At 71.4% G+C, this 10,967-nt stretch carries 13 protein-coding genes; 8 read left to right on the plus strand and 5 right to left on the minus strand.

Annotated features, from left to right (window positions below; genetic code table 11):
- Positions 1-88 precede the first annotated feature (88 nt).
- Positions 89-745 (plus strand): response regulator transcription factor, encoded by a 657-nt coding sequence (locus AC07FT_RS13260; protein ID WP_471193663.1) that lies wholly within the window; start codon positions 89-91, stop codon positions 743-745.
- On the plus strand, positions 738-2,174 hold the full coding sequence (locus AC07FT_RS13265) for a sensor histidine kinase (protein WP_479176347.1): 1,437 nt from the start codon (positions 738-740) through the stop codon (positions 2,172-2,174). The genes AC07FT_RS13260 and AC07FT_RS13265 overlap by 8 nt, the downstream gene beginning before the upstream one ends.
- On the opposite strand, the gene AC07FT_RS13270 is transcribed toward AC07FT_RS13265, so the two are convergent.
- From AC07FT_RS13270 to AC07FT_RS13285, 4 genes are all read right to left on the minus strand, one after another.
- Positions 2,171-2,647 (minus strand): MarR family winged helix-turn-helix transcriptional regulator, encoded by a 477-nt coding sequence (locus AC07FT_RS13270; protein ID WP_479176348.1) that lies wholly within the window; start codon positions 2,645-2,647, stop codon positions 2,171-2,173. The two genes, AC07FT_RS13265 and AC07FT_RS13270, sit on opposite strands and share 4 nt — an antisense overlap.
- 94 nt (positions 2,648-2,741) lie before the next feature.
- Positions 2,742-3,422, minus strand: coding sequence for an AIM24 family protein (locus AC07FT_RS13275; protein WP_254738612.1), 681 nt, complete (start codon positions 3,420-3,422; stop codon positions 2,742-2,744).
- Positions 3,419-4,069 (minus strand): AIM24 family protein, encoded by a 651-nt coding sequence (locus AC07FT_RS13280; RefSeq protein WP_471193661.1) that lies wholly within the window; start codon positions 4,067-4,069, stop codon positions 3,419-3,421. The genes AC07FT_RS13275 and AC07FT_RS13280 overlap by 4 nt, the downstream gene beginning before the upstream one ends.
- Positions 4,069-4,707, minus strand: coding sequence for an AIM24 family protein (locus tag AC07FT_RS13285; protein ID WP_479176349.1), 639 nt, complete (start codon positions 4,705-4,707; stop codon positions 4,069-4,071). Before AC07FT_RS13285 ends, AC07FT_RS13280 begins: the two co-directional genes overlap by 1 nt.
- 159 nt (positions 4,708-4,866) lie before the next feature.
- Between AC07FT_RS13285 and AC07FT_RS13290 the strand changes: the two genes are divergently transcribed.
- Together AC07FT_RS13290 and AC07FT_RS13295 are read left to right on the plus strand one after the other, a co-directional pair.
- The gene (locus tag AC07FT_RS13290) at positions 4,867-5,211 is read left to right on the plus strand and encodes a DUF3817 domain-containing protein (RefSeq protein WP_471193658.1); all 345 of its coding nucleotides are present in this window, start codon (positions 4,867-4,869) and stop codon (positions 5,209-5,211) included.
- Positions 5,208-5,501 carry an MTH1187 family thiamine-binding protein gene (locus AC07FT_RS13295; protein WP_432586655.1) on the plus strand — a complete coding sequence of 98 codons (294 nt, stop codon included), beginning with the start codon at positions 5,208-5,210 and terminating at the stop codon, positions 5,499-5,501. The genes AC07FT_RS13290 and AC07FT_RS13295 overlap by 4 nt, the downstream gene beginning before the upstream one ends.
- A 69-nt stretch (positions 5,502-5,570) precedes the next feature.
- Here AC07FT_RS13295 and AC07FT_RS13300 read toward each other — a convergent pair whose 3' ends face one another.
- Positions 5,571-6,566 (minus strand): ArsR/SmtB family transcription factor, encoded by a 996-nt coding sequence (locus tag AC07FT_RS13300; RefSeq protein WP_479176350.1) that lies wholly within the window; start codon positions 6,564-6,566, stop codon positions 5,571-5,573.
- 70 nt (positions 6,567-6,636) lie between these two features.
- On the opposite strand from AC07FT_RS13300, the gene AC07FT_RS13305 reads away from it, so the two are divergent.
- From AC07FT_RS13305 to AC07FT_RS13320, 4 genes are all read left to right on the plus strand, one after another.
- Positions 6,637-7,995 carry an MFS transporter gene (locus AC07FT_RS13305; RefSeq protein ID WP_479176351.1) on the plus strand — a complete coding sequence of 453 codons (1,359 nt, stop codon included), beginning with the start codon at positions 6,637-6,639 and terminating at the stop codon, positions 7,993-7,995.
- A gap of 43 nt (positions 7,996-8,038) precedes the next feature.
- The gene (locus AC07FT_RS13310) at positions 8,039-8,575 is read left to right on the plus strand and encodes a MarR family winged helix-turn-helix transcriptional regulator (protein WP_479176352.1); all 537 of its coding nucleotides are present in this window, start codon (positions 8,039-8,041) and stop codon (positions 8,573-8,575) included.
- Positions 8,576-8,634: 59 nt separating this feature from the next.
- Positions 8,635-8,973 (plus strand): DUF3817 domain-containing protein, encoded by a 339-nt coding sequence (locus tag AC07FT_RS13315; RefSeq protein WP_254738625.1) that lies wholly within the window; start codon positions 8,635-8,637, stop codon positions 8,971-8,973.
- A 158-nt stretch (positions 8,974-9,131) separates the two neighbouring features.
- Positions 9,132-10,832 carry an acyl-CoA mutase large subunit family protein gene (locus AC07FT_RS13320; protein ID WP_479176353.1) on the plus strand — a complete coding sequence of 567 codons (1,701 nt, stop codon included), beginning with the start codon at positions 9,132-9,134 and terminating at the stop codon, positions 10,830-10,832.
- The last annotated feature ends 135 nt before the right edge of the window (positions 10,833-10,967 follow it).

The raw sequence follows: 10,967 nt of genomic DNA on the forward strand, positions 1-10,967 counted from the left end.
GGACGTCAACCACCATCACGGAGGGATGCTGAAGCTGAGCTGAAGCCACCTGAAGAGATCTTCAGCTTGGCTTTGGGAGGCTGGTCGCATGCGTTTGCTGATCGTGGAGGATGAACGGCGGCTCGCCGTCTCGCTGGCCAAGGGGCTGCGGGCGGAGGGCTTCGCCGTGGATGTGGCGCACGACGGGCGCGAGGGGCTGCACCGCGCGCAGGAGGGTGTCCACGACCTGATCGTCCTCGACATCATGCTGCCGGGAATGAACGGCTACCACGTGTGCGGGGCGCTCCGGGCGGCCGGGAACGATGTGCCGATCCTGATGCTCACCGCCAAGGACGGCGAGTACGACGAGGCCGAGGGACTCGACACCGGCGCCGACGACTATCTGACCAAGCCGTTCTCGTACGTGGTGCTGGTGGCCCGGGTGCGCGCGCTGCTGCGCCGCCGCGGGCCCGCCGCCTCACCGGTGGTGCGGATCGGCGAGCTGTCGGTGGACCGCGGCGCCCGGCGGGTGGAGCGGGACGGCGGCGAGATCGCGCTGACCGCCAAGGAGTTCTCCGTGCTGGAGCATCTGGCGCTGCGGCCGGGGGACGTGGTCTCCAAGGCCGAGATCCTCGAGCACGTCTGGGACTTCGCGTACGACGGCGACCCCAACATCGTCGAGGTCTACATCAGCGCCCTGCGCCGGAAGCTGGGCGCCGGGCTGATCGAGACCGTACGGGGAGCGGGGTACCGGCTCCGTGGGTAGGGTCTTCGGCTCCGTACGGTCGCGGGCGGCGCTGGGCGCGACCGTGGTGGTCGCGGTGGCGCTGGTGGCCGCGGGGATCGCGGTCCTGGCGGTGCTGCGGAGCAATCTGGCGGACCGGGCCGAGGTCGACGCCGGGGCCGCCGCGCGTGCGGTCGCGTCGAAGGTGGCCGGCGGGGTGGCGTACCAGGAGCTGGACCTCGGGGACGACACCCCGGTGCAGATCGTGGACGAGGACCACCGGGTCCGGGCGGTCAGCGACGACCTCGAGGCGGTCAGCGGCACCGGCAGCCCCTCGGTGCGGCCGGTTCCGGCGCCGCCCGGCGAGGGCGATGACGACGATGACGACGGCGGTGCGGGGGAGGTCTCCTCGGCCCCGGAGTACAGCGGAGGCACGGCCCGGATCGACGGCAGCACCGCGGAGTACCGCTGGGCGGCCGTGGAGGTCACCGACGCCCGTGGCGAGGACGTCACCGTCTATGCGGGCGCCCCGCTGGCCACCGAACAGGGCGCGGTGGGCACCGTCCGGGACGCGATGCTGATCGGACTGCCGCTGCTGCTGGTCGTCGTGGCCGGGGTGACCTGGCTGGTGACCCGGCGCGCACTGCGGCCGGTGGAGGGGATCCGCCGGGAGATGGCCGCCATCACCGCCAGCACCGATCTGTCCCGGCGGGTGCCGGAACCCTCCTCGCACGACGAGGTGGCGGCGCTGGCCCGGACCACCAACGAGACGCTGGCGGCGCTGGAGGCATCGGTCGAGCGGCAGCGGGCGTTCGTCGCGGACGCCTCCCACGAGCTGCGCTCCCCGGTGGCGTCGCTCCGCACCCAGCTGGAGGTGGGCGCCGCCCATCCGGAACTGCTGGATCTGGACGGCGCGGTGGAGGACGTGGTGCGGCTCCAGCGGCTGGCCGCAGATCTGCTGCTGCTGGCCCGGCTGGACGCCGGGGAGCGGCCCGCCCTGACTACACGGGTCGCGCTGGACGGCATGGTGCGCGAGGAACTGTCGCAGCGCGCCGGGGACCGGCTGCCGGTGGTCACCGAACTGTCCCCGGCGGAGGTGGCCGGTTCGCGCGGTCAGCTCTCCCGGGTGCTGGGGAACCTGGTCGACAACGCGCAGCGGCATGCGCGGGGCGAGGTGCGGGTGTCGGTGCGCGCCGAGGGCGGCCGGGCCGTCCTGGCGGTCGCCGACGACGGTGACGGGGTGCCCGAGGACGAACGGGAGCGGATCTTCGAGCGGTTCGTCCGGCTCGACGACGCCCGCAGCCGCGACGATGGCGGGGCCGGGCTCGGCCTCGCCATCGCGCGGGACGTGGCGGAGCGCCACGGCGGCACGCTGACCGTGGGTGCGGGGCCCGGCGGTGGCGCCCTGTTCGAACTGCGGCTGCCGCTGGGCCGGGACCGGGTCGCGGATCCGGGCCGGGCGGCGGCCTAGACCCGGCCGCGCTGGGCGCGCAGATGCTCGGCGACAGGCACCAGCGAGCCGTACAGCGCAGCGAGGTCGTCGGCGTTGAGCAGGTCGATGAAGTGCTTGCGCACGGAGTCGACGTGGTGGGGCGCGACCTTGCGCATGGTGTCCCAGCCGTGCTCGGTCAGGACCGCGTAGAGCCCGCGGCGGTCCGACTCGCAGTTCTCCCGGCGGACCAGCCCGGCGTTCTCCATCCGGGTGATCTGGTGGGAGAGACGGCTCTTGGACTGGAGGGTCGCGGACGCCAGGTCGCTCATCCGCATCCGGTGGTCCTCCGACTCCGAGAGGTTGACCAGGATCTCGTAGTCGTTCATGGTCAGGCCGAACGGCTGGAGGTCTCGTTCGAGCTGGTAGGTCAGCAGTCGGCTGACGTCCAGGTGGGTGCGCCAGGCGCGCTGCTCGTCATCGCTGAGCCAGCGCGTGCCGTTTTCGGTCTCCATGGGATGTATTCTACCTATAGAAGTTGAATTCCGAACCAATGGATGCATCGGGCTAGAGGTCACCTGTTCGACGTTACACTCCGCACGCTTGCGATCACGAACCGGTACCCCCCGTCTCTCCGGTGGCTATCGCCTCCATCATCCGCTCCGTGGACTGGAGCAGTACCGTCCCCGCTCCCACGAACTCGAACTGGTGCTCCTCGCCGGAGGTTCCCCCCAGACCGGTGTGGGCCCGGATGCCGCCCATCACGCCCCGCAGATAGGCGTGGTCGTAGTGGTGGCAGGGGGAGGGGCAGTCGGCCCAGCCCACCAGCGCCTCCGGATCCACCCGCAGCGGCGGTTCCATGAAGACCACCGGACCGTTGGACGCGGCCACGAACTTCCCGGTGCCGATGAGGGTGAGGAAGCCCGGCACGATCGACTGCTTCAGCGCCAGCGAGGGCTGGAAGGCGAGGAGGTTGCCGGAGCGGATGGTGAGGTTCCCGTTGTCCAGGTCATAGGAGTTGACGTCGAACGCCCGGTCCGCGAGCACCATCTTCCCCCGGCCCTCGGCCACCACCCAGTCCGCGGCGTGCAGCGGGGAGTGGAAGCTGCCCGCTATCAGCCGGTCCAGGCGGCCCAGCCCGATGCCCTGGAAGTCGATCTTCCCGTAGTAGGCGACCATCTTCCCCTTCTGCAGGAACCACTGGCCGTCGAGGTCCACGCTGAAGGCATAGGGGTTGATGTTGTCGTCGGCGGGGAGGGTGTGGGCGTCATGGATGACGGGGCCGTTCACAGCTTCTCCTCCGATGCCTGGACGTAGACCGTGCCGTTGCCGGACAGCTCGAGCTGGAACGCCTCGCCCGATCCGCGGCCCACCATGTCGCGCCAGCCGATGGCCGTCGAGAGCTTATTGCGGACATCACCCCGGTGGGCGACATACGCCTGTGGGTCGACGTGGACCGGCCGCCCGGCGGTGATCGGCAGCTGGATCACCCCGCCGTGCGCCATGACCGCCGCGGAGCCGTGCCCCTCCAGGGTCGTGGTGAACAGCCCCTGACCGGTGACCTGGCCGCGCACCATGCCCATCACCCCGCCCTGGGAGCCCATGAACATCGTGCCCTGGCGCAGCGAGCCGTCGAAGGCCAGCAGCCGGTCCGACTCCACATAGAGGGTGTCCCCGGCCAGGTCGATCACCTCCACGTGGTGACCGCCGTGCCCGAACATCACGGTGCCCTGGCCCTCGACCGTCATCAGCGGGGTGGCCTCGCCCGCGACCCGGCGGCCGATCATGCTCATCACTCCGCCCTGGCCACCGGTGATGCTGGGCGTGAACCGTACGTCCCCCCGGTACGCGAGCATCGCGCCGCGCTGGCTGAACAGGGTCAGGCCGGGCGCCACCTCGGCCTGCACCATCCGCGGGGTGAGCGTGGTGAACGGCATCAGAGGTCACCCCCGACGGTGTTGCGTTCGCTCGGCTGCACATAGACCAGACCGTCGCCCTCGAAGCGGATCTGGAAGGACTCGCCCCCGCTCTCGCCTATCAGCGCGCGGAAGTTCACCCCCGTCTGGAAGTGCTGCTGGAGGTTGCCGGTGTGGGCTATGTATGCCCCCGGGTCGACCTGGAGCGGGGTCTGCGGGGTGACCCGCAGCACGATCGCCGTCCCGTCGGAGAGGATCGCGGCCTGGCCGGTGCCCTCGACGGTCGTGGTGAACAGCCCGTTGCCCTGGGCCGAGCCGCGCAGTCCGGTGAAGGTCGTCCCGGTGCGCAGCCCGCCGTCCGTGCACAGCAGGTTCCCGGACTCGACGCAGAGCTTCTCGCCGTGCAGCGAGACCAGGTTGATCTCGCGCGCCCGGTCGGCGAAGTAGCACGTGCCCTGCCCCTTCACCTCCATGACGGCCATCTGCTCGCCGGTGAGCCGCCGGGTCACCATCCCGCGCAGCCCCTCCCCGCCGCCTGACTTCTTCTTGAAGGTCATCTCCCCCTCGTACGCGACCATCGCGCCGTTCTTGGCCTTGACGGTGTCGCCCGTCATATCGACGGCGAGCACCCTGCTTCCCTGGAGCCGAAACTGAGCCACGAGCCGACGTTATCGGTCCCCCGCACCGGCGGACAGGGAGCAACCGGGGCGATCGGTGCCCCGGGAACGGTGATCGCCGCCGCGGCTGCCACAATGGGGGCGGGCTTGTGCATGGGTTCACAAGCCGCTGTCGTGTCCTCCTCACGCGAAGGTGCTCCCGTGGACTTCAAGACCGCCACCGCGCTGCGCAGGCTCCGCCTGGTCTCCGCGCCCGAGGCCGTGTCCTTCCTGCTGCTGCTGATCTGCTCGGTCCTCAAGCGGACGACCGAATTCGACGCGGTGCCGGTGATGGGCTGGGTGCACGCCGTGCTCTTCATCCTCTACCTGGTCTTCTGGGCCGACGCCTGGAACCGCACCAAGTGGAAGTGGCAGACCGCCGCCCTCTACTTCATCCTCGCCGTCCTGCCCACCGGCGGCTTCTTCGCCGAGCGCAAGCTGAAGCGGGAGGCCGAGGCCGGAGTGATCGCCGCCCGCGCCCGCCGCGAGGGCGTGGTCAACGTATGATCGTCGCCTTTTCCGTGACCCCGCTCGGGGTCGGGGAGGACGTCGGGGAGTACGTCGCCGACGCCGTGCGGGTGGTCCGGGAATCGGGGCTGCCGCACCGCACGGACGCGATGTTCACCTCGGTCGAGGGCGAGTGGGACCAGGTCATGGATGTGGTGCGGCGCGCGGTCGCGGCGGTGGAGGCCCGGGCCCCACGGGTCTCGCTGGTCCTCAAGGCCGATATCCGGCCGGGCGTGACCGACGGCCTGACCTCGAAGGTGGAGACGGTCGAGCGCCATCTGTCCGCCTGACCGAGCCGGATCCCGCTGGAACCCCGCCCCTCTCCCGGGGCGGGGTTCCGCTGTTCCGCGCTCCGCGCCTCAGCCGCCCGCCACCAGGGCGAGGGCCAGCGGGGTGCGTTCATAGCGGACCTCATGGCCCCGGCGGCGCGAGACCAGGAGCCCGGCCGCGCGCAACACCGCGAGGTGGGCCGAGACCGTGGACGGGGCCAGCCGGTGGCGCCGGGCCAGCACGCTCGTCGAGGCGGGTTCCTCCAGATCGGCCAGGATCGCCGCCCGGTTGGCGCCGAGCAGCCGGACCAGGGCGTCCGGCGCCGCGGCGTCCGGTTCGCGCCACAGCCCGCCGACCCCCCGGGCCGGGTAGATCACCGTCGGCTGCCAGGGCGGGATGAAACCGCTCACCACATCCGGCCAGACGAAGACACTGGGCATGAGCAGGACGCCCCGGCCGTCCAGGGTCTGGGTCCGGGTCCGGGCGGAGACGTGCGGGGCGTGGACCGTGAGGGTGCGGCCGGCCCAGGACATCCGGGGGCGCAGATCCTCGAAGAGCCGCTCCAGACCGCCCTCGGCCAGCTGCCGCGAGCGGTAGGCGATGTCCGCCTCCAGCAGGGTGCGCAGCCGGGGCCAGTCCTCTTTGATCAGCGCCCGCCAGGCACGTTCGGTGATCTCGGCCAGCCGTCGCACCGTGGCGGCCGGATCGTCCAGCATGGCCCTCCCCAGCGGGCTGTCCGCCGCGCCCGGGGTGCAGGCCAGTGACAGGGTCAGCTCATGACGGGCCATGGCCGGGTCGGTGGCCCGCAGCCGGGCCAGCTCGTCCTCGAACGAGGCGTCCGGCACCGCCGGCGGGGGCCCGAGGAAGTCCGGGGTGTAGCCGCCGCGCCGGGGCATCAGCAGCAACAGCTCCGTCAGGTCCAGCCCCTCCGCCGCCCGGCCGATCCGCCGCAGCCATGGCAGGTGATAGCCGTGCCGTTCGCGCCGCCGCAGCGTGCGCACCGCCTCGTGGGTCTGGCCCAGCGGCGAGATGGCGAACCGGCAGCGCAGCAGGTCCTCCGGTCCGAAAAGCATATGCAGCGGCACGCTTCACCCCCGTGATTCGGCTCGGAACGAAACACTAGAGGGCGCCCGCGGCGCACGGCACGCTGACGCCATGTCAACGCCTCCCGGGCCCGGCACCACCGGCCCCCTCGAATCGTCGCCCACCGCGGCGCACGCCTCCCGACCCGAGCTCGCGCCCGGCGGCGGCGAGGAATCCGGACGGGGTCCGGGGAGCGTCGGCTACCGCGCCGTCTTCGCGGTCGGTGAGTTCCGCGCGGTGTTCGCGGCACATCTGATCTCCATGCTGGGCGAGGTGGTCTGCGCGATCGCGCTGTCCGTCCTGGTCTACCGGCTGACCGACTCCCCGCTGCTCAGCGCGCTGACCTTCGCGACGGCGATGCTGCCGTACGTCATCGGCGGCACCCTGCTCTCCTCCGTCGCCGACCGGCTGCCGCCCCGCCGGGTGCTGGTGGTGTGCGACCTGGTGAACGCCGCGTGCGTGGCCGCGATGGTCATCCCCGGTATGCCGGTGGCCGCGCTGCTGGCCCTGCGCTGTGTGACGGCCACCGTCTCGCCGGTCTTCAGCGGGACCCGCTCGGCCACGCTCGGCGACATCCTCGGTGAGGGCGACGCCTTCGTGCTGGGCCGCTCGGTGATCCGGATCACCGCCCAGAGCGCGCAGCTCGCCGGGTTCGCGGTGGGCGGGCTGCTGCTGGCCGCGGTCTCGCCGCGGGCCGTCCTCGTGCTCACCGCCGCCGCCCTGGCCGGTTCGGCGCTGATCCTCCGGTTCGGCACCCGCCGCCGCCCGGCCCGGCAGCGGGCGGACGGGGACGGCGGGGCACTGCTCGGCGATTCGCTGCGCGGGGTCCGGCGGCTGTTCGCCGACCGCCGGATCCGCTGGCTGCTGGTGCTCGCCTGGGTGCCGCCGATGTTCGTGGTGATGCCGGAAGTCCTGCTGACGCCGTACTCCGATGGGCTGGGTCTGAGCCCGGTCGGACTGGGGCTGCTGATGTGCGGGATGCCGGTCGGCGCGATCGTCAGCGAGGTGCTGGTGGGCTCGCTGCTGGGGCCGCGGGCACGGGCCCGGCTGACGCTGCCGGTCGGGGTGGCCGCGTCGCTGCCCGCCCTCGGGTACGCGGCCCACCCCTCGTTCGGCTGGGCCCTGGCCCTCCAGGTGCTGACCGGCTTCGGTATCGCCTACAGCCTGGGCCTGGACCAGTGGTTCTTCGCCGCCGTACCCGAGGAACTGCGGGGCCGGGCGATGACGGTGCTGACCGCCGGGCTGATGACGTCGCAGGGCCTGGGCATGGCGGTCGCCGGGGCGGTGGCCGAGTTCGCGCCGGTGTCCACGGTCGCCGCGGTGTCGGGCGGAGTGGGGGCGCTCTGCTCGGCCCTGGTGGCGCTGGAGGTGCGGCGCGGCGCCCGGGGAACGGGCGCCGACGGGGCCGGGACGGAGCGGACCGAACTGTGAGATGGAGCTGACCACGATATGACCGGCCGGTACTGTCGGGGTTGTGCCGAAGCCGCTCAGCCTGCCGTTCGACCCGATCGCCCGCGCCGACGAACTCTGGAAGCAGCGATGGGGGTCCGTGCCCTCCATGGCCGCCATCACCTCGATCATGCGCGCCCAGCAGATCCTGCTCGGCCAGGTCGACGCGGCCGTCAAACCGTACGGACTGACCTTCGCCCGCTATGAGGCCCTGGTGCTGCTCACCTTCTCCCAGGCCGGTGAGCTGCCGATGTCGAAGATCGGTGAGCGGCTGATGGTCCACCCGACCTCGGTCACCAACACGGTGGACCGGCTGGTCAAGTCCGGTCTGGTGGCCAAGCGCCCCAACCCCAACGACGGCCGCGGCACTCTGGCCTCGATCACCGACCGGGGGCGCGAGGTGGTGGAGTCGGCCACCCGCGACCTGATGGCGATGGACTTCGGACTCGGGGTCTACGACGCCGAGGAGTGCGGCCGGATCTTCGCGCTGCTGCGTCCGCTGCGGGTCGCGGCGGACGACTTCGACGACGAGGCCGCGGACGCGGCCGAGGGCGAGCTCTAGGCCCTGGCGGGCCGGGGGCGGCGAAGATCGCCCCGGAACGCACGGCTACGCTCGGGGCCATGAAGAAGAGCGTCCTGACCCGCTACCGGGTGATGGCCTATGTCACCGGCGTGCTGCTGATCCTGCTGACGATCGGCATGGTCGCCAAGTACCTGCTGGACGTCGACGGCGCCGACAGTTTCGTGACCATGGTCGGTTTCGCCCACGGCTGGCTCTACGTCCTGTACCTGGTCTTCGCCTTCGACCTGGGCTCCAAGGCGAAGTGGCCGTTCGGCAAGCTGGCCTGGGTGCTGCTGGCGGGCACCGTGCCCACCGCGGTCTTCTTCGTCGAGCGCTCGGTGTACCGCGAGGTCGCGCCGCTGGTCGTCGACGGCCGCCCGGAGCCCGCCCAGGTGTGAGCCCCCGCGCGGGAGCCCGCCCCGGTCCGCCGGGGCATCTGTGGGGATGTTTGTGCCGGGTCGCTGACCTGCGAGGACGGCCCGGCAGACCACTCGATCGGCCTGCTGTGGCCGGTCAGCCGTCGACAATTACTTGGACGTCCTAGTAAATTTGAGCCATGGACGCCGAAGGCATTGAGGCAGGCCGCCGTCGCTGGCAGGCCAGGTACGACGCGGCACGCAAGCGCGATGCCGACTTCACCACGCTCTCCGGGGACCCCGTCGAGCCGGTCTACGGACCCGCTCCGGGCGACACCGTGGAGGGGTTCGAGCGGATCGGATGGCCCGGGGAGTTCCCGTACACCCGCGGTCTGTATCCCACCGGCTACCGCGGCCGGGCGTGGACCATCCGCCAGTTCGCCGGGTTCGGCAACGCCGAGCAGACCAATGAGCGCTACAAGATGATCCTGGAGGCGGGCGGCGGCGGGCTGTCGGTCGCCTTCGACATGCCCACCCTGATGGGCCGGGACTCCGATGACCCGCGCTCGCTCGGCGAGGTCGGCCACTGCGGGGTCGCCATCGACTCCGCGGCCGATATGGAGGTCCTCTTCAAGGACATCCCGCTCGGTGACGTCACCACCTCGATGACGATCAGCGGCCCGGCCGTCCCGGTCTTCTGCATGTACCTGGTGGCCGCCGAGCGCCAGGGCGTGGACACCTCACGGCTCAACGGCACGCTCCAGACGGACATCTTCAAGGAGTACATCGCCCAGAAGGAGTGGCTCTTCCCGCCCGAGCCCCATCTGCGTCTCATCGGCGACCTGATGGAGTACTGCTCCGACGGCATCCCCGCCTACAAGCCGCTCTCCGTCTCCGGCTACCACATCCGCGAGGCCGGGGCCACGGCCGCCCAGGAGCTGGCGTACACCCTCGCCGACGGTTTCGGCTATGTGGAGCTGGGGCTCTCCCGCGGGCTCGATGTGAACGTCTTCGCGCCCGGTCTCTCCTTCTTCTTCGACGCCCATGTCGACTTCTTCGAGGAGATCGCCAAGTTCCGCGCCGCCCGCCGGATCTGGGCCCGCTGGATGCGCGACGTCTACGGCGCGACCTCGGAGAAGGCGCAGTGGCTGCGGTTCCACACCCAGACCGCCGGGGTCTCGCTCACCGCGCAGCAGCCGTACAACAACGTGGTGCGCACCGCTGTGGAGGCGCTGTCCGCGGTGCTCGGCGGCACCAACTCGCTGCACACCAACGCACTGGACGAGACCCTCGCGCTCCCCAGTGAGCAGGCGGCCGAGATCGCGCTGCGCACCCAGCAGGTGCTGATGGAGGAGACCGGCGTCCTCAACGTGGCCGATCCGCTGGGCGGTTCCTGGTACGTCGAGGCGCTGACCGACCGGATCGAGGCCGACGCCGAGAAGATCTTCGAGCAGATCAAGGAGCGCGGCCGCCGCGCGGTGCCGGACGGACAGCATCCGATCGGGCCGATCACCTCGGGCATCCTGCGCGGGATCGAGGACGGCTGGTTCACCGGTGAGATCGCCGAGTCCGCCTTCCAGTACCAGCGGGCGCTGGAGAAGGGCGACAAGAAGGTCGTCGGCGTCAACTGCGCCCATGGCTCGGTCACCGGCGACCTGGAGATCCTGCGGGTCAGCCATGAGGTCGAGCGCGAGCAGGTGCGGGTGCTCGGCGGCCGCAAGGCCGGGCGGGACGAGGCCAGGGTCGCGGCGGGACTCAAGGCGATGCTGGCCGCCGCCCGGGACGGCGGCAACATGATCGCGCCCATGATGGACGCGGTGCGCGCCGAGGCCACCCTCGGGGAGATCTGCGACGCGCTCCGCGACGAGTGGGGCGTCTACACGGAGCCGGCCGGCTTCTGATCGTGCCCGCGGGCGGGGGGGGGGGGGGGGGGGGGGGGGGGCGGGGGGGAGGGAGAAAAAAAAAAACGAAGGGGGGGGGGGGGGGGGGGGAAAAGACAAACCCCCTTCCTCCGATTTGTGGTCCGTCTGCACACA

This window comes from Streptomyces sp. NPDC045899 (assembly GCF_056431485.1).